Below are 21837 nucleotides of genomic sequence, written 5' to 3'. Positions count from 1 at the left end.
GTTGGTACAGTAGGTGAAGGCGCATAGGCGTATTGATACGGTCCTGTTCCCCCTGTTGCTGTAATAGTCACTTGGGCTCCTGTATTACAATTTGCATTTACATTATTGGTAACCGATGCACTAAGCGCTTGGATAGGTCCTGTTATTTTGGAAGGTCTGTGAAGTAGTACATAATGTACCATTAGTCTCTTCTACAAATAACGTATAGTTACCTGCAGCTAACCCTGTTATAGTACCACTGGCAGGAGCTCCGGTTAAACCTACGAACGTGCCATTTACTGGTGGCGCTATTGGTAGATTAGTTAACTCATCGCGAACTTCATAATATAATGCTGTTACTGAGGCATCATAATCTGAGACTGTGAAAGTAATCTCTCCATTAGCATCGCCATTACATAAAACATCTGTAGTTGTTAAAGCTGAAATATTAATTGCTGATAGCGTTGGTGTCGTTACTTCAATGACTGAAAAACAATTTCCTGCATCTTCAACCTGAAAGAAGTAGGTCGTTCCATGATCTAATCCTGTAAAGGTGTGGGATGTCGCTGGTGTTGGTCCAACGGCTGTTAGTGGTTGTCCAAATATTGAATAGGTAAAGTTAGGTGCTCCAGTAATAACACTTATAGTAACTTCTGCTCCTGTGGCACAAGTTCCCGTACTGGTGTTACTCGTTAAACTAATATTTGGTGGGGTCTCTATGCGTTGTACACTACTTCTATAATCACAACCATTAGCGTCAACTATAGTGACATAGTAATCTCCAAAAGATAAACCAGAGAACGTATGGGTGGTTGAGGCTGTTGTTACACTAACTCCAATTTGAGTATTGGTATTGTCATACAAACTATAAGTATAAGGGGCCACGCCTCCAGAATCAATAGTAATATCTAAACTACCTGGGATATTGGCATTACACTGTATTGCATTTCTAACAATTGTAACGCTAATAGGTGCTGGATCTGTTAGAGTAATGCTTCCAGAGTCCTCACATTGTTTACTATCTCTTACTACGTAATTATAAGTGCCTGCACTTAAGCCGCAAAGACATTTGACGCTACGAAAGTAGCACCACCATCAATACTGTAAGTAAAAGGAGCATCTCCAGCGGTAGCATTTAAGGTAATAGAACCATTAGTATCACCATTACAAGTAGGATCTACAAAGGTGTTTGCCGTGGTTACAGGAACTAAGGCATCTATTGTATTTACAACAGATTCTGTAGTACATCCATTGGCATCTGTTACTTGAAATTGATACGTGCCTGCTGTTGATGTACTATAAGTAAATGGAGAACCGGTGGCTCCCAGTGAGGTATACCCCCACTATTTATTGATACTGAATAGGTGAAAGGAGTAGAACCGCCGTTAATAGTTCCTGTAATAATAGCATCTGGTGATGCTGTACAATCTAAATCTTTAGTAATAACAGTAGTTAAGGTTAACTGTGGATAAACAGTAACCGTATTACTCACTGCTGTACACCCATTAGCATCTCTAACCGTAACCGTATACGTTCCTGGTGACACAGTAAATGTAGCACTGGTTTGGAAATTGATCCCATCAATACTATAGGTATATGGTGCCACGCCTGAACTTGCAGAAGCGGTAATGGTGTAATTACTACCAGAGGCCGTACATTGATTATCAACTGCGAGTGTCACCGTAGGTGTAGGATCACTAATAATTGTTACTGGTATCATAACCACACAATCGTTAGTATCTTTTACATAAACATCTATAGTTAATCCCAATACAGAAGTATCTACAGTCGTTCCATTACTATAAGCCCCTAACGCTGGCGCTGGACTGCCTGAAGCAACATACGCATAGGTATATCCTGGACTTCCACCTGTTAAGGTTGGGAAGCTTAGTGTTGAAATTGGATTATTACAGTTCACATTAGTGGCTGATACTGTAAAATTAATTTGTGTTGCGGCATTAATAGTTACTGAAGCCGAATCAACACATCCTGTTGTTATATCTGTAACATCAATCGTGTAGGTGCCTGCTGCTAAACCTGTAACAGTAACAATGTCGCCTGTTTGTGTCGCTGTACCTGAAGCTGGTGTAATAGTATAGGTAAAATTCCCTGGACTACTTACATCGGTAATCGTGAAAATCGCCTGACCATCTGAAGCTCCAAAACAAACTTCATCTGTTTTTGTACCTGAAACAGCTAGGTTTACAGCCGGAGCAATAACATGAGAAGCACTTACCGCACAACCATTAGCGTCAGTAACTTCAAAAGTATAATTCCCTGGTGTTAACCCTGTGAAAATACCTGTAGTAGCTCCCGTGGTATTACCAGTAGCTACTGCTGGAGCTGTAATTGTAAAAGTAAATGGCGCGACACCTCCTGTTGGTGTTATCGTTACATCTGTTGTGGTATTATTACAAGTAATTGTATTATCTGCAAAGGTCATTCCCGTTACTGGATTGTAAGGGGGAATGTCTATCGTTTCTGTATCTATACACCCATTAGTATCGCGTACTGAATAGGTGATTGTCTGTGTTGTGGTGGTATTACTTACTGTATATGTACTCGTACTTGAGTAAGCACCGCCTTGAAAACTATAGCTATAACTTCCTGTTCCCCCTGTAGCCGTTACCGTAATAACTGTTGTAGCACTACAGGTGGTATTAGTAGGGATAGTCGCTGCCGCCTCTACTTCTGTTGGATTTGTTAAGCTAATGGTATAAACTGGTGATAAACACGCATTGCTATCTTGTACTTGGTAGCTATACGAAACATTACCACTTAAATTAGTATATAACGATTGAGTCGTAAACCCACTACCATTAAAACTAAAAGTATAACCTCCTGATCCTCCTGAGGCAAATAATTGTACTTCGCCATTAGTCCCATTAAAACATAATGGTGCCACTGGTGTCGCCGTTGCCGTTGGGCTAGTAATCGCTGCAATGGTTGTTATCCCTGATTCGGCTATACAACCTTCAGCATCCGTTACTTCAAACTGATACGTTCCTGCTGTACTTGCTGTGTAAGTAAAAGGGCTGCCTGTTGTTCCTAATGAAGTATAGCCGCCACTATTTATTGAAACAGCATAAGTAAAAGGTGCATAACCACCTGTTATAGTACCGGTAATTACTGCATCTGGTGATGCCGTACAATCTAAATCTTTCGTTAAAACAGTAGTTAATGTTAACTGTGGTGCAATCGTCTGGCTTGTTAAAGTGACTTCACAGCCATAAGCATCTCTTACTATTATAGTATAGGTGCCTGGCACTACATTTGTAAAAATATTACTTGACTGAAATGCGCCGCCATTGATATTGTATTCATAAGGTGCTACACCCCCTGAGGCTGTAACCTCTAAAGTTGCGCCATTTGTAGTGTCATAACATAAATCTGAAGTAACGCTTATTGAAGCTACAGGTCCTGTTGGTGCTGTTAAATCAAAGGTATCTGTTACTGTACAACCATTTGCATCTACAACCGTTGCTATGTAAGTCCCTACTTGGGTTAAATTAACAAAGGTATTACTGGTTTGTGGGCCTAATGTAGAACTATCTGGTAAGGTTAGACTGTACATATTACTGCCCCAACCGCCTGTAGCGTTAATAACAACACTGCCGTTGTCTAAACAGGTTATTGGACTCACTGTTGTGGTCATCGCTAGTGCTGCTGGTGGTGCGTTTACCGTTAATGTTGCTGTAGCATCACAATTTGTAGCCGTATCGGTAACGACAATAGTATAGCTTCCTGCTCCTAATCCTGTTAAAACTAGTGGAGAAGTACCTGCTGTACTTGCGCCACCATTTAAGGTATAATTAAATCCTGTAGAACCAGAAACTGTAAATTGAATAGAACCATCTGAAGCTCCAAAACAAGTAATGTCGTTTAGGTTTTGGCCCACTACCGTTAAGGCTGGTAATGCTGTAATTGTATAAGACTCGCTATAAGTACAAGCATTGGCATCGTTCACCTGAAAAGTATAGGTGCCTGGCGCCAGACCTGTGAAAACGTTTGAGGCTTGATAAGGCGTTGCTGCTCCTGCTGGTGCAATGATTTGGTATTCTAAAGTTGGTGTACCGCCTGTTGTTGTTATGGTTACATCTGAAGTATTCGACGGGCAGGTTAATGCCGTGTTACTGAACATTAAATCTGTTGGTGGATCTAATGGCGCTATGGTAATGGTACCAACTACTGAAGTACAATTATTAGCATCTTGAACAGTAATAGTATAAGTACCGGCTGTTAATCCTGTAAAGCTGTTACCCACTTGAAAAGTAACCCCATCAATACTGTAACTATAAGGTGCTAATCCTCCAGATACGCCTGTAACCGTTATCGTTCCATTGGTGGTACACGTGTAAGGTGTGCTCAATGTCGCTGTACCTGTGATTGGTGTCGCGCCAGCAATGGTTATCGTTTGTGGATCTGTTAAACAAACATCGCTACCCAAAGTATATTCTACGACAACATCATAATCTCCTGCGCTAAGTCCTGTGAAAATAGAACCATTTGAAAACGTAACGCCTCCATCTATACTATACGCCAAACTGTTACCATTGGCATTAGTCACATTAATAGTAATGCTGCCGCTATCGGGTGCATCTGCACATAATATGTCTGTACTACTAATGGTGAACTCTGGTGCGGGTGTGGCTGCTACCGTGATTGAGGTGTTAGCTACACAGTTATTAGAATCTACAACAGTGATATTATAAGTCCCTGCTGCTGTTACCACTATTTCTGGTACCGTTTGAAAATCCGTTGTGCTATTTACAAAGTAAAAATAAGGAGCCGTCCCCCCTACAGGATAAACTGTAATCTCTCCATCTGTACAGGTTAATGGCATAGTAAGTGCCGATGTAGCGGTTAATAACGCAGGCTCAATAATCTCTACATCTTCTGTATAAGTACAACCATCTTCGGTTTCTACATTTACAGTATAAGTCCCTGGATTTAAATTCCCAAACGTATAGTTGTTTCCACTTATAGGGCCTATACTATTGATTAATGTAGCGCCTTGATATATAGAAAAGAAATACTGCGGATCCACATCATTGGCTGCCAATTGTATATTTCCTAAGTCACCATTACAAAAAGGTTGCGTAACAGTCGTTGAAACCGTAAAATTCCTAACTCTAATTTGAATATCGGGAACTGTGAAAACACATGGGTTTGTTGATACACCTAGTTGTCTGATATAAACAGTATAAAGACCTGCAGTAGTAACTGAAAATACATTACTGCTTTGATAAGTCGTACCATCTAAACTATACTCATAGCCATTTGGTACGCCTGTTACCGTTATACTCCCTGGTGTAGTACAAATAATATCGGTTGCCGTAACAGCAGGTGCTAATAAATTTTGATAGACATTAAAATAGAACTGGTTAAAACAACCGCCTGCATAATTTAAAGTTAAACGGAATTGCCCTGAGGTATTCGCTAAAAAATCTGGACCAGTTCCAACCTGATTCCAGGTACATGCTGCATTTTCGTTAGCACAATCACTATCTATTACTGGAGCACAACTAGTCTCATCTAATTGTTCCCAGATAATTGAAGAAGCATCCGAGATGCCGGTTTCAATCAATGTAGAAGCATTCGCGCCACATAAATAAATATTAGGCAATTCTTTTCCATCGTTAGGGCAAATAACAACTTCATCTGCATAAGGAATTACGGGATTATTTACCGTATTTCCAAAATTAGTCACTACATATTCTTGCTCTATAGATTGGCAAGGGGCTAGAGCTGTATTGAACGAATAATATGTTCCAGGACTTGTCACTGTAATGGTTTGGGTAGTACCAATAACTGGTGTCCCTGATGGACTTGTTGACCATGAATAACTATCATAACCGCTACCTGCTGTTATGTCTAAACTGGCACCACAGAGCGTTTCATTTTGAGTAAATGAACAATCATCTAAATCTGCTAAAAAATTTGTTGCTTGAGGTATTATTAAACACCCTGTGTTGGTACTATAACTAGGATCGTCTGAGATAATAAAACTAGGATCTAATGCACTACCATAAGTAGCAAAAGCCTGATTATTAATGGTGTCAGAACATACATCAACTAACAAACTACAGCTTACCACGACATTTGTCTCAATACGTATTTCATAAACAGGATCACCTATTTCTACCAAATAATCTGCTATATTAAAAATAATTTCTCTTGTGGTAGGATTATAACTAGCAACAGTTACGCCTGCAGGTAATACTAAATCTGATGGGTAATTGAAAACAATATTTATTGGAAGGATGTCTCTTATAGTAAAATTTACCGCATCTTCATTACCTGTATTTTGAAAACCTATGACGTAATTTAAAGATTGACCTAGACCAACCGTTTGATTACCCACATTGTTTCCTAAATCATCTTCAACAATTTTAGTAAGGATAATATCAGGCTCAATTATTTCGACGGCAAAGGAAGCAACAAATGCTCCATAACCATCACCACTTGTAGTCAATCTTAAGTCACCAGAACTAGAATTATTTGGAATAACCGTATTAGAGGGATTAGGCACTAAAACATTATTAATATCCAATCCTAAGGTGTTTAGACTGGCTGGGTTTCTATTGGTGTTTTGAACACCATTCAAGCTAATATTGGAGTTGAAAAAGTTGTTCGCTGGATTTACTGCATCACTTAATGCTGTATAATTGGCTCCTGGACTAGTGGTCGCTTTAAACCGAAAAGAATCACCTCGAATTCCCAAATCGCCTTCTAAAGCACCAACGCCAATGTTTGCCCTTACGGGAAAAGGAATGGGTAAGGTTTGATACCCGGAAACAGGAATATCTAGAACAGTTGAACCTTGTACACCAGCATAACCATCAAACGTAGTAATATATTTACTTGGGAGTGTAGGATCTTCATAAATAACCACAAGCGTCCAACCTGCAGAGCAACCTCCGGTTCTTCTGCCTCTTGAAGCTCTAAGATTGGCAACCGTGTAGTCGCCATTCGCGTCACCTAAACCTTGTAATAAATTTGTGACATTTTTATAACAAATGATGGGAGAGTCTTTAAAAGATTGTTGTGGAGTTGACCCATAATATTGATAGCCGTCAAAAATAATATCATCTTCTTCTCCAGCAGGATCAGGATTATCATCTGCTACTAAATCAATAAATCCCCCTGTTGGCAACTTAAATTTTATTTCATTCCAATCTTCAAATCTTGGTGTACCGTCAAATTGTGTGTTAGGGTTAGTACTTTCTTCGTAGGGATAGACAGAAGCCCAATATAAACCCGCATAAACGACTTGTTTACAAGAACTAGAAATTGCTAATCCTGCACTACTTGAACTAAAGATTGAAGGGTCTCCACCACTTTCAACATTGATATAAATACCTTCGGTATTGTTATTATTGGCATTACCATTATAAGGTAAGGTATACCCTTCTCCCGCAATAATGCTGTTTCCTATAAATACGACATCTCCTTTCACCTTGATATTTCCACCATCTAATCTAGGTGAAAAAGGTACGGCCAATTGACTAAACGCATTTGTACTAGCCAATAATGCAAAAAACAATACTAACTTGCATGCCGTTTTTTTTTGTTTTAAAAGACCAGTTGAAAGATTTAAAAATTTAAATTTTCTAAAAAAAGAACATAAAAGAAGAACTGTTCTTTTAAAATAACTTTCTACAAAAAAATATAACGAAAACATTAGTTTAGTATAAGTAGGATTTTTCATTAAGTATTATATTTGGTGTGCACGTTTTACCTATTGGGGTATAGAATAAAAAGTGTGGTTTTTAAGTATTAGTATTATTAATTAGTTTGCTAATATACAATAATATACAGACATAGAAATCACCTAGTGCCGTACCGTTGATTTTGTACACGGACAATTACTCATACCTTGTAGAAAATCGATACCTATGGTAATCATATGCGTTCCTGAGTTGTATCCTGATAAATCATTCATGGTCATTTGGTAAGAATACGCAAAGTAAAATTTATTTTGCATGATGCCTGCCATAGGACCTAGGTTTAAAGGCTCAAAAAACTGATCATTAAGAAAACGATAAGAGGCGCCAACCCAGTAATAATTTTCATTCCTGCTAAATTTTCGGTATTTAAAGTTTATATCCGTACTTGAACGCCCGTCACTACTAAATAACTGATAGTAAAGAGAGGGTTCAAATTCAACATTTTTATTGGACGGACTTTTCATCACATAACCCGTATATACCTGGTAGTTTAATAGTAAACTTGGTTCTATGCCTGTAAAATTATCGATGTCCTTGGGTAAGATATTATTCGCATTTAAACTTAAATAATAGTCCTTGTAGCGGTATAGTGCGCCTACATCAAAGTTATGGTTTGATATCGAACGGTCATCAACAATACTTGGATCGACAATAGGCATTTCATAACTACCCTCAAAGTTGTTAATGTCTATTTTAAAACTATTCAGATTATAAGAGAGTCCTAAAGACAAATACTGTTTGGATTTGTAGTCTAAAATTAAATGCTGGGCAAAAGAGAATTTAAGCCCTTTTTGACGCGTGTTTCCATTCTTATCGTTATACAAGGATAAACCAATACCCGAGCGGTCTGCGATTCTAAAATCGGCAAACAACGACTGGTTATCTGGCGCATCTTTGATCCCTACCCATTGGGTTAAGCCGTTGGCGCGTATTCTTAAATTATCGCCAATACCCGCATAAGTAGGTGAGATTACAAAATCGTTATCTGCTAAATATTGCGTCCAAACTGGTAAATTTAATTCCTGAGCATACCCTTTGAGTAATACCAGTAAAAATATATATGTTAGTACTTTTTTCATTTGGATTATTTTTTTTTAAGATAACATCCCTATCTGTTATGATTATCTATATAGTGTGAAATGACCTACAAAATCACGCTCGTTTTCTGAACTATTTAACTTCACGACATACCAGTAATCTCCAGTTGGTAATTCTTTGTCTTCATATTTACCATCCCAGTATTCTCCTACGCGTAAGACCGCTACTTTACGACCATATCTATCGAAGATATCTACTTCAAGATTTCTGTAAATCTCTGCACAGCCTGGGCCCCAACCATCAGCAACGCCGTCACCATTTGGTGTGAAATAATTTGGTATACAAACATCTATAAACTCCATTGGTATTTCGGCTTCTGCTGTACAACCGTTATTATCTGTAACAGTTACCCTATAAACGCCTGAAGCATATATAATAAAGGTATTGGTGCTACCATAATCTTCTCCATTTAATGTGAACTGGTATGGTGTAGCACCCCCATTGGCCTCTGCTACAATCTCATTTAACCCGCCTTGACTTAAGGTTAGTGTTAAAGGAGCAAAGCCTATAATATCAAATAACTCTGTTCGTACAATACAACCATTGGTATGTCTTACATCTATATAATGTCCTACCCCTGCTGCGACATTGATAAAGACATTACTCGCTTGGTAAGCTGCGCCGTCTAATGAATAATCTACATCTGTAAGATCTGTGATACTCTCATCTACACTAACGCTAACCGTATTAGCTGCTGCATTGTCTATACACGTATAATCAATGACCACTTCTGGGTCTAATCTTACCGATTCTGGGAAGGTGATATTCCATTCTGATTCACAACTCGCGCTATCACGAACATAGACAATGTGGTCGCCACCTGCTAAGCCTGTAAAATCAAACTGGGTTTGACCTATAGCGCCTACCGTGTAAACGCCATTATAATCGTCTAAACTTACACTGTAAGGTTCTGTTCCGCCTGAGAGCTCTATACTAAACTCGCCATCATTATCGCCTTCACAAACCTCTGGTATAATTGAATTAGCTACAATATTAAGAAGCACTGCTGCTGGTTCTGATACCGTGAAATTAATAATCACATAACAGCCTAACTCATCTTGTACAATAACATCATAAGTGCCTTGTGATAGATTATCAAATATATTCGTCTCAAAAAATTGATTCAACTGTGGTGAGATGGCATATTTTATAATCCCTGTACCTCCTGTAGCCGTGATCTCTATCGTACCATTATTAGCTCCAAAACATTGAACATCTGTAACAACGAAAGTAACTGCTAATGGGTTAGCTGGTTCGGTTATTGTTATTGGTGCTGTGGTAGACTCACAATCGCCGCTATCCACATGAACCACATAAGTCCCTGCCACTAGTTCTGTAAAGATCCCTGGGCTGTTTTGAGTCGCTGGTATTGGATTTCCTGATGTATCTTCTAAGGTATACACATAGTTGCCTAAACCGCCTTCTGCTGTTGCACTTATCATTCCTGTATTATCTCCAGCACAGTTAATGGTTGGATTAGAGGATACTAAATTAAGGACTAACGTTGGTAACGGTTCTATAGTAATGTCATTCGATACATTAGAGATACAACCATTGGCATCCTGAACATAATAAGAATACGTTCCTACTGGTACTGAAAACGTGGTCGATGATACAAATGAACCTAACACGGTTGTGAAGGTACTGTCTTCACTATAGCTGTATGGCCCTGTGCCTCCATTAGCATTCAGGGTTAGCGTTGACTCCGTTAAACAGCTTTGTGTTGCGTTTACTACTAAACTCGCTTCTACCTGAGTGGGTGGTGATATAACGATATCTACAGAAGTCACAAGACAACTATACCCATCGGTAACACTAACACTATACGTGCCTGCTCCTAGCCCATCAAATACTGGTGAAGATTGAGGCCCTGAGGCGCTCGGTACTGGGGAGGTCGTGTTTAATATATAAACATAATTACTGCCTTGTCCGCCAGTGACATTACTTACCGTAATACTCGCATTGGTATCTCCAAAACAAGGGAGCATCGTAGTACTTGGTGTAAACGTTGCTGTTATTGGTGTTGGTTCATCAAGGGTCACTGTATCTGATGCGATACAGCCTGCTGAATCTATAACGTTTACTGTGTAAGTTCCTGCTGATAAGCCTTCAAAGGTACCATTAGTAGAATATGGCACTGTAGCTGCCCCTGTTAACTCATATTGATAATTACCCCAACCGCCACTGGCAACCGCGTTAATAGTCCCTTGAGTATTGGTACAGGTAACATTGGAAGTTTCTGTAGCTGTTACTGTTAGAGCACTAGCTGGTGAACCAATAGTAACCGTATTGGTTGTTGTGGTACAAAACGGACTGTCGGTTTCTACAACTTCTACGGTGTAATTACCGCCTGATAAGCCTGTAATCACTTGTGGATTTGTTGCTGTATTAGCCGCTACTACTCCTCCTACCGAAGTTCCTGAAGCGTCAAAGACTTCATAAGTATAGTTACCAGTATAGCCACTTACATTAATTTCTAAGGTTCCATTGGTATCTCCAAAACACGTTACTGGTGTCGTCGCTGTCGCTACGGCATCTACTGTATCAAACGGAGCCACTATAAAAGGCGCTGTTGCAAAGGTACAACCCGTATCTAAATCATTCACCTGGAAATAATAAGTGCCAGGGGTTGTGATCGCAAAGATATTTGAACCTTGTGCTGTTCCATTTGGTAACATCTGGTAAGTGAAATTCCCTGAACCTCCTGTAACAGTAATAATCACCGAACCGGTAGTATTACAGTCTATTGGCGAATTAATTGTTACAATAGCATCTGTTATTACTGGTAATGGTGCGATGGCAACAGTATTTGTTGCAATACAGCCATTAGCATCCTGTACATAGACCGTAAAGTTTTGCACGCTTCCTGTATCGCTAATGTCAAAAATATTGGTCGTGAAATAATTAGTACCGTTAATACTATAAGTATAAGGTGCTGTACCACCTGTTTCTGTAATGGTTATGGTAGACGTATTCACTGAATTATTTGCTGCACAAGCAAAATCTGTTGCTGTGGCTGAAACGTCTAATAAAACAGGTTCACCAACCACAACATCTGCAGTTTCTAAACAGCCTCTACCTGAATTTACCTGTACTGTATAGGTACCTGCTGGTAATCCTGCAAATACATTAGAGTTTTGCGGGCCTACAACTATAGGTGCCGTTATCTCATAAGTATACACTGGATTATCATTACTCGCTGGTAAAGTAACCGTAATCAAACCATCACTACCGCCGTTACAACTTACATCGTTTACAGACGTAGTGAATGTTACCGGTGTCGCTGCCCCTAAGGTTAAGCTGATGTCTTCTGTACATCCCGTTGTAGTATCTGTCATCGTTACAGTAAACGTCCCTGATGGTACGCCTGAAAACACATTACCTGCAAAAGTAATTCCTGTATTTGGGTTTATAGAATAGCTATAAGTACCTGAACCTCCTGAACCGGTTACCGTAATTTCCCCGTCATCATCTGAACAGCTTGGTAAAGTGCTTATGCTTGCTGAAAATTCTAAAGCTGGTAAAATATCAACAGGTATTGTATTGGTACACCCATTGGCATCTCTTACCGTTACAATATAGTTTCCTGAGCTGTTCACCGTAAAGGTTGGACTCGTTTGGAATCCGTTGCCTATACTATATTCATAAGGGGCTATTCCACTACCAACGTTTACTGTAAAGGTATAGTCGTTTGTTGCACTTGGGCATTGACTTAATCCTGAAATTGTGATTCCTGAAGGCACTGGGTCTGTTGCAATAGTAACGGTTAATGGTGTGGTTATAACACAAGCATTACCATCTTGAACATACACGTCCCATGTCGTTGAAACCGCAGGATCTAAAATCGCTGTATTTGAAGACGAATAAGGTCCTGCTGGACTACCGCTTACTACAAAAGAGTATGAATATGGAGTAATACCTCCTGAAGCAATAACACTTACTTGTGCTCCCATATTACAGGTCGCATTAATATTCGTATCTAAGATTAAACCTAAGGCTGCTGGTTGTGCTACATCAACTGATGTTGTTGATTGACAACCCGTAGTTTCATCGGTAACTACTATTGTTTGGGTGCTTGGTCCTGTTAAGCCAGAAACCGTAACCGTTGGACTTGATTGCCCGGTTACTGCTGGAGCCCCGTTAATAGAATAGCTATAAGTCCCTGCAAAGTTGGAAATAGTAAATAAGACTTCTCCATTTGCTCCTGGATTACAAGTCACATCGCTAATTAATTGGCCTGTAACAGTAATATTTTCAACGTCTGCAACAGTGTATAGCTCTTGGTAAGTACACCCATTGGCATCGGTTACTTGGAAAATATAGTCATCTGCTGGTAAGCCAGTAAATATTCCTGTTGAAGCGCCCGTTGTATTAGTTGTAGCACTTGCTGGTGATAGAATTTCATAACTCAATGGTGTTACACCATTGGTTGTTGTTAACGTTACATCACTAGTAGACACTAAACAGGTAATTGCTGTGGCGCTAAAGTCTAAGTCGGTAGGTGGATCCAATGGATCTACGTTTACTGAACCTGGTACTTCACAGCCATTAGCATCTCTTACAATATAATTAACCGTTTGAACGCTGCCATTATTATTAACCGTGTAAGTATTTGTTGTGGTAAAGCCATTGCCATTAAAACTATAGTAATAACCTGTTCCTGTTCCCGTAGGCGTCCCATCTTGTCCTAATACGGTGATTATAGTCTCTACATCACAGGTCGTATTTACAGATAATGTAGCTGAAGCGCTTAATACTGTTGGTTCACTTATGGTTATTGGCGCACTTGCTTGTGTACACGATTGCGCATCTATTACAGTAATAATATAAGTAGTCCCTTGTGATAAGCCTGTAAATACATTTGAATTCTGAAGGGCTCCTGCGTCCAATTGGTATTGGAAAGGACCAGCTCCTCCTGTAACAGTTACGCTAATACTACCATCACTTCCGCCATTACAGCTTACATCGGTTTCTACGGTAGTAAAAACAATAGCTGGAATTGGATCTAAAACATACGTTGTTGTGGCTTCACATCCCGCGCCATCTGTTACACTAAAAGTGTAGGTACCTGCAGTAGTAGCGGTATATACATTAGAACCCATTGGGCTATAGGTCGCACCACCATCGGTGGATACTTCATAGGTATACACGGTATCTCCGCCCGTTGCTGTTAATGTGATAGTAGCATCAGGGGTTGCTGTACAATCTAAGTCCTTAGTTAAGGCTGCGCTTAATATCAGCTGGTCATTAACAACATAAGGGGTTGTTGCTACACATCCATTATCATCTTGGATGCTAAGGGTATAAGTCCCTGGTGTTGTTATTGTAAAGTTTGGACTGCTTTGAAATGGACCTCCTATACTGTAAGTCGCTGTTCCATTATACGTTGTGCCTGATAAGGTAATATTTAAAGGAGAACCTACATAACATTGTGCGGCTACTGGATCTATTGTTGGTACTGCATCTTCTGCAATTATTACCGAAAGTGGGAATTCACAACCGTTAGCATCTCTAACTATGATGTCCCAATTGGTCGCTATAGCAGGATCTAAATTAAGAACATTATTGCCATTAAACACTGTTGGTACAGTAGGTGAAGGCGCATAGGCGTATTGATACGGTCCTGTTCCCCCTGTTGCTGTAATAGTCACTTGGGCTCCTGTATTACAATTTGCATTTACATTATTGGTAACCGATGCACTAAGCGCTTGGATAGGTCCTGTTATTTGGAAGGTCTGTGAAGTAGTACATAATGTACCATTAGTCTCTTCTACAAATAACGTATAGTTACCTGCAGCTAACCCTGTTATAGTACCACTGGCAGGAGCTCCGGTTAAACCTACGAACGTGCCATTTACTGGTGGCGCTATTGGTAGATTAGTTAACTCATCGCGAACTTCATAATATAATGCTGTTACTGAGGCATCATAATCTGAGACTGTGAAAGTAATCTCTCCATTAGCATCGCCATTACATAAAACATCTGTAGTTGTTAAAGCTGAAATATTAATTGCTGATAGCGTTGGTGTCGTTACTTCAATGACTGAAAAACAATTTCCTGCATCTTCAACCTGAAAGAAGTAGGTCGTTCCATGATCTAATCCTGTAAAGGTGTGGGATGTCGCTGGTGTTGGTCCAACGGCTGTTAGTGGTTGTCCAAATATTGAATAGGTAAAGTTAGGTGCTCCAGTAATAACACTTATAGTAACTTCTGCTCCTGTGGCACAAGTTCCCGTACTGGTGTTACTCGTTAAACTAATATTTGGTGGGGTCTCTATGCGTTGTACACTACTTCTATAATCACAACCATTAGCGTCAACTATAGTGACATAGTAATCTCCAAAAGATAAACCAGAGAACGTATGGGTGGTTGAGGCTGTTGTTACACTAACTCCAATTTGAGTATTGGTATTGTCATACAAACTATAAGTATAAGGGGCCACGCCTCCAGAATCAATAGTAATATCTAAACTACCTGGGATATTGGCATTACACTGTATTGCATTTCTAACAATTGTAACGCTAATAGGTGCTGGATCTGTTAGAGTAATGCTTCCAGAGTCCTCACATTGTTTACTATCTCTTACTACGTAATTATAAGTGCCTGCACTTAAGCCGCCAAAGACATTTGACGCTACGAAAGTAGCACCACCATCAATACTGTAAGTAAAAGGAGCATCTCCAGCGGTAGCATTTAAGGTAATAGAACCATTAGTATCACCATTACAAGTAGGATCTACAAAGGTGTTTGCCGTGGTTACAGGAACTAAGGCATCTATTGTATTTACAACAGATTCTGTAGTACATCCATTGGCATCTGTTACTTGAAATTGATACGTGCCTGCTGTTGATGTACTATAAGTAAATGGAGAACCGGTGGCTCCCAGTGAGGTATACCCCCCACTATTTATTGATACTGAATAGGTGAAAGGAGTAGAACCGCCGTTAATAGTTCCTGTAATAATAGCATCTGGTGATGCTGTACAATCTAAATCTTTAGTAATAACAGTAGTTAAGGTTAACTGTGGATAAACAGTAACCGTATTACTCACTGCTGTACACCCATTAGCATCTCTAACCGTAACCGTATACGTTCCTGGTGACACAGTAAATGTAGCACTGGTTTGGAAATTGATCCCATCAATACTATAGGTATATGGTGCCACGCCTGAACTTGCAGAAGCGGTAATGGTGTAATTACTACCAGAGGCCGTACATTGATTATCAACTGCGAGTGTCACCGTAGGTGTAGGATCACTAATAATTGTTACTGGTATCATAACCACACAATCGTTAGTATCTTTTACATAAACATCTATAGTTAATCCCAATACAGAAGTATCTACAGTCGTTCCATTACTATAAGCCCCTAACGCTGGCGCTGGACTGCCTGAAGCAACATACGCATAGGTATATCCTGGACTTCCACCTGTTAAGGTTGGGAAGCTTAGTGTTGAAATTGGATTATTACAGTTCACATTAGTGGCTGATACTGTAAAATTAATTTGTGTTGCGGCATTAATAGTTACTGAAGCCGAATCAACACATCCTGTTGTTATATCTGTAACATCAATCGTGTAGGTGCCTGCTGCTAAACCTGTAACAGTAACAATGTCGCCTGTTTGTGTCGCTGTACCTGAAGCTGGTGTAATAGTATAGGTAAAATTCCCTGGACTACTTACATCGGTAATCGTGAAAATCGCCTGACCATCTGAAGCTCCAAAACAAACTTCATCTGTTTTTGTACCTGAAACAGCTAGGTTTACAGCCGGAGCAATAACATGAGAAGCACTTACCGCACAACCATTAGCGTCAGTAACTTCAAAAGTATAATTCCCTGGTGTTAACCCTGTGAAAATACCTGTAGTAGCTCCCGTGGTATTACCAGTAGCTACTGCTGGAGCTGTAATTGTAAAAGTAAATGGCGCGACACCTCCTGTTGGTGTTATCGTTACATCTGTTGTGGTATTATTACAAGTAATTGTATTATCTGCAAAGGTCATTCCCGTTACTGGATTGTAAGGGGGAATGTCTATCGTTTCTGTATCTATACACCCATTAGTATCGCGTACTGAATAGGTGATTGTCTGTGTTGTGGTGGTATTACTTACTGTATATGTACTCGTACTTGAGTAAGCACCGCCTTGAAAACTATAGCTATAACTTCCTGTTCCCCCTGTAGCCGTTACCGTAATAACTGTTGTAGCACTACAGGTGGTATTAGTAGGGATAGTCGCTGCCGCCTCTACTTCTGTTGGATTTGTTAAGCTAATGGTATAAACTGGTGATAAACACGCATTGCTATCTTGTACTTGGTAGCTATACGAAACATTACCACTTAAATTAGTATATAACGATTGAGTCGTAAACCCACTACCATTAAAACTAAAAGTATAACCTCCTGATCCTCCTGAGGCAAATAATTGTACTTCGCCATTAGTCCCATTAAAACATAATGGTGCCACTGGTGTCGCCGTTGCCGTTGGGCTAGTAATCGCTGCAATGGTTGTTATCCCTGATTCGGCTATACAACCTTCAGCATCCGTTACTTCAAACTGATACGTTCCTGCTGTACTTGCTGTGTAAGTAAAAGGGCTGCCTGTTGTTCCTAATGAAGTATAGCCGCCACTATTTATTGAAACAGCATAAGTAAAAGGTGCATAACCACCTGTTATAGTACCGGTAATTACTGCATCTGGTGATGCCGTACAATCTAAATCTTTCGTTAAAACAGTAGTTAATGTTAACTGTGGTGCAATCGTCTGGCTTGTTAAAGTGACTTCACAGCCATAAGCATCTCTTACTATTATAGTATAGGTGCCTGGCACTACATTTGTAAAAATATTACTTGACTGAAATGCGCCGCCATTGATATTGTATTCATAAGGTGCTACACCCCCTGAGGCTGTAACCTCTAAAGTTGCGCCATTTGTAGTGTCATAACATAAATCTGAAGTAACGCTTATTGAAGCTACAGGTCCTGTTGGTGCTGTTAAATCAAAGGTATCTGTTACTGTACAACCATTTGCATCTACAACCGTTGCTATGTAAGTCCCTACTTGGGTTAAATTAACAAAGGTATTACTGGTTTGTGGGCCTAATGTAGAACTATCTGGTAAGGTTAGACTGTACATATTACTGCCCCAACCGCCTGTAGCGTTAATAACAACACTGCCGTTGTCTAAACAGGTTATTGGACTCACTGTTGTGGTCATCGCTAGTGCTGCTGGTGGTGCGTTTACCGTTAATGTTGCTGTAGCATCACAATTTGTAGCCGTATCGGTAACGACAATAGTATAGCTTCCTGCTCCTAATCCTGTTAAAACTAGTGGAGAAGTACCTGCTGTACTTGCGCCACCATTTAAGGTATAATTAAATCCTGTAGAACCAGAAACTGTAAATTGAATAGAACCATCTGAAGCTCCAAAACAAGTAATGTCGTTTAGGTTTTGGCCCACTACCGTTAAGGCTGGTAATGCTGTAATTGTATAAGACTCGCTATAAGTACAAGCATTGGCATCGTTCACCTGAAAAGTATAGGTGCCTGGCGCCAGACCTGTGAAAACGTTTGAGGCTTGATAAGGCGTTGCTGCTCCTGCTGGTGCAATGATTTGGTATTCTAAAGTTGGTGTACCGCCTGTTGTTGTTATGGTTACATCTGAAGTATTCGACGGGCAGGTTAATGCCGTGTTACTGAACATTAAATCTGTTGGTGGATCTAATGGCGCTATGGTAATGGTACCAACTACTGAAGTACAATTATTAGCATCTTGAACAGTAATAGTATAAGTACCGGCTGTTAATCCTGTAAAGCTGTTACCCACTTGAAAAGTAACCCCATCAATACTGTAACTATAAGGTGCTAATCCTCCAGATACGCCTGTAACCGTTATCGTTCCATTGGTGGTACACGTGTAAGGTGTGCTCAATGTCGCTGTACCTGTGATTGGTGTCGCGCCAGCAATGGTTATCGTTTGTGGATCTGTTAAACAAACATCGCTACCCAAAGTATATTCTACGACAACATCATAATCTCCTGCGCTAAGTCCTGTGAAAATAGAACCATTTGAAAACGTAACGCCTCCATCTATACTATACGCCAAACTGTTACCATTGGCATTAGTCACATTAATAGTAATGCTGCCGCTATCGGGTGCATCTGCACATAATATGTCTGTACTACTAATGGTGAACTCTGGTGCGGGTGTGGCTGCTACCGTGATTGAGGTGTTAGCTACACAGTTATTAGAATCTACAACAGTGATATTATAAGTCCCTGCTGCTGTTACCACTATTTCTGGTACCGTTTGAAAATCCGTTGTGCTATTTACAAAGTAAAAATAAGGAGCCGTCCCCCCTACAGGATAAACTGTAATCTCTCCATCTGTACAGGTTAATGGCATAGTAAGTGCCGATGTAGCGGTTAATAACGCAGGCTCAATAATCTCTACATCTTCTGTATAAGTACAACCATCTTCGGTTTCTACATTTACAGTATAAGTCCCTGGATTTAAATTCCCAAACGTATAGTTGTTTCCGGTTATAGGGCCTATACTATTGATTAATGTAGCGCCTTGATATATGGAAAAGAAATACTGCGGATCCACATCATTGGCTGCCAATTGTATATTTCCTAAGTCACCATTACAAAAAGGTTGCGTAACAGTCGTTGAAACCGTAAAATTCCTAACTCTAATTTGAATATCGGGAACTGTGAAAACACATGGGTTTGTTGATACACCTAGTTGTCTGATATAAACAGTATAAAGACCTGCAGTAGTAACTGAAAATACATTACTGCTTTGATAAGTCGTACCATCTAAACTATACTCATAGCCATTTGGTACGCCTGTTACCGTTATACTCCCTGGTGTAGTACAAATAATATCGGTTGCCGTAACAGCAGGTGCTAATAAATTTTGATAGACATTAAAATAGAACTGGTTAAAACAACCGCCTGCATAATTTAAAGTTAAACGGAATTGCCCTGAGGTATTCGCTAAAAAATCTGGACCAGTTCCAACCTGATTCCAGGTACATGCTGCATTTTCGTTAGCACAATCACTATCTATTACTGGAGCACAACTAGTCTCATCTAATTGTTCCCAGATAATTGAAGAAGCATCAGAGATGCCGGTTTCAATCAAGGTAGAAGCATTCGCGCCACATAAATAAATATTAGGTAATTCTTTTCCATCATTAGGGCAAATAACAACTTCATCTGCATAAGGAATAACTGGGTTGTTTACCGTATTTCCAAAATTAGTCACTACATATTCTTGCTCGATAGATTGGCAAGGCGCAATGGCTGTATTAAAAGAATAGTATGTTCCTGGACTTGTCACTGTAATGGTTTGTGTTGTACCAATAACGGGGGTACCTGATGGACTTGTTGACCATGAATAACTATCGTAACCATTAGCAGCAGTTAACTCTAAACTAGCACCACAAAGCGTTTCATTTCGAGTAAATACACAATCATCTAAATTTGCTAAAAAATTTGTTGCTTGAGGGATAATTAAACACCCTGTGTTGGTACTAAAACTAGGGTCGTCTGAGATTGTAAAATCTGGATTATCAGTTCCTTGGTAGGTTACATACGCTTGATTGTTTATGGTATTTGAACAGGCATCTGCTAGTAAGCTACAACTTTGAACAACTTCTGTCTCAATACGTATTTCGTAAACAGGATCATCTATTTCTACTAAATAATTTGCGACACTGAAAATAATTTCTCTTGTCGTTGCGTCATAACTAACAACGGTTACACCTGCAGGTAGTACTAAATCTGCGGGGTAATTAAATACAATATTTAAGGGAAGAATGTCTCTTATAATGGTATTAGTAGCATCATCATTACCTGTATTTTGAAAACCTATAACATAATTTAAAGATTGACCTAGACCAACCGTTTGTCCGCCAACATCGTTTCCTAAGTCATCTTCAACAATTTTAGTAAGGACAATATTAGGTTCAATAATTTCAACTGCAAAAGCGAAAAAATATTGAAAATAAGTATCTTGATTGGTTCCCAAAGTCACCATTGCAGAGGTATCGCCGTTATCAATAACACCGTTCCCTGGATTTGGAACTGCAATTATACCGGTATCAAAACCTAAGGTGTTGCTACTATTTGGGTTTCTATTGTTAACTGGTAATGCACTTAATTGCGTTACAGAACTGTTGAAAAAGTTATTTACTGGACGATCAACTGTTGATAAATTTGTTCCATTCAAGCTCAAAAAATCTCCTGAAATTGGACTATCTCCTTCCAAGGTTGCGAAAGCAAAGTTAGCTCTTACTGGTCCTGTAGGAATGGTTCTAAATCCAGTTACAGGAACATCTACAGTTCCACCAGTAGCCACACTAATAACTTCAAAACCATTAAAACTAGTGATTGATTTACCTGGAAGTGTTGGATCTTCATAAACCACAAAAAGAGACCATCCAGCAGACTGACCAGTACCACCATTAAAGCCTTGCCTTGATGCCACATTCGCAACTGTATAGGTCCCTAAATTATTTCCAAAACCAGTTACAATACTCGTCACATCAGCAAAACAAGCATATGGTAAACTGCCTGCTATTTCTGTTCCTGTAGCTGTTGTTCTATCATATATTACGTCACCAGTAATATCTATATATCCTCCGGTAGGACCTCTAAATTTTACGTTTCTAAAATCTTGATTGGCGTCTCGTTCAACCGCACCCCAATATAAAGCAGCATATTGTATTTCATAACAATTAGGATTTGGTATCTCTAAATCTGCACTTGATGAATTAAAGGTTGTTGCATCTCCATCAATGTCAATATACTGCATATTAACGTCAGAGTTGTATGCATTATCATCATTAAAAGCATTATTATTGGGTCCTAAAATATTGTTTCCAATTAAAAGGATATCACCTTTTAAATCTTCGTCAAAATCAGCACCAAAAGGGATAATTTGAGCATAAGATTGTAGTCCTATAAAAAGGAATGAAACAATGAGAGCTATTCTATAAAAGGTAGGTCTTTTCATAATATTAA

The 21837-nt window shown here is 39.4% G+C and carries 6 protein-coding genes; all 6 read right to left on the bottom strand.

Annotation, left to right across the window (positions count from 1 at the left end):
- The coding region (locus tag GQ46_RS18010; RefSeq protein WP_231567365.1) for a hypothetical protein at window positions 1–182 on the bottom strand (182 nt) is incomplete at its 3' end.
- Entirely contained in the window at window positions 121–903 is a 783-nt protein-coding gene (locus GQ46_RS16860) for a hypothetical protein (RefSeq protein WP_369793461.1), read from the bottom strand. The genes GQ46_RS16860 and GQ46_RS18010, both read right to left, overlap by 62 nt.
- A gap of 128 nt (window positions 904–1031) precedes the next feature.
- Entirely contained in the window at window positions 1032–1199 is a 168-nt protein-coding gene (locus GQ46_RS18160; protein WP_369793460.1) for a SprB repeat-containing protein, read from the bottom strand.
- A 41-nt stretch (window positions 1200–1240) separates the two neighbouring features.
- Complete coding sequence (locus GQ46_RS16855; RefSeq protein WP_082041785.1) at window positions 1241–7690, bottom strand: SprB repeat-containing protein; 6450 nt, start codon at window positions 7688–7690, stop codon at window positions 1241–1243.
- Window positions 7691–7813: 123 nt separating this feature from the next.
- A complete protein-coding gene (locus tag GQ46_RS16850; RefSeq protein ID WP_044404289.1) occupies window positions 7814–8788 on the bottom strand; it encodes a type IX secretion system membrane protein PorP/SprF in 975 nt (324 codons plus the stop codon).
- A gap of 42 nt (window positions 8789–8830) precedes the next feature.
- Window positions 8831–21829: a T9SS type B sorting domain-containing protein gene (locus GQ46_RS16845; RefSeq protein ID WP_044404286.1), complete on the bottom strand. Its 12999-nt coding sequence runs from the start codon at window positions 21827–21829 to the stop codon at window positions 8831–8833.
- Window positions 21830–21837 lie beyond the last annotated feature (8 nt).

This window comes from Lacinutrix sp. Hel_I_90 (genome assembly GCF_000934685.1).
Taxonomy (GTDB): Bacteria; Bacteroidota; Bacteroidia; order Flavobacteriales; family Flavobacteriaceae; genus Lacinutrix.
Note: the sequence above shows the minus strand (reverse complement) of the source record. Positions and strands in the feature narration are given on the sequence as shown.

What these genes read in the sequence shown, in the direction of transcription:
- GQ46_RS16850 (WP_044404289.1), bottom strand. Translation starts at nt 8,788, where the DNA reads ATGAAAAAAGTACTAACATATATATTTTTACTGGTATTACTCAAAGGG.
- GQ46_RS16845 (WP_044404286.1), bottom strand. Translation starts at nt 21,829, where the DNA reads ATGAAAAGACCTACCTTTTATAGAATAGCTCTCATTGTTTCATTCCTT.
- GQ46_RS16855 (WP_082041785.1), bottom strand. Translation starts at nt 7,690, where the DNA reads ATGAAAAATCCTACTTATACTAAACTAATGTTTTCGTTATATTTTTTT.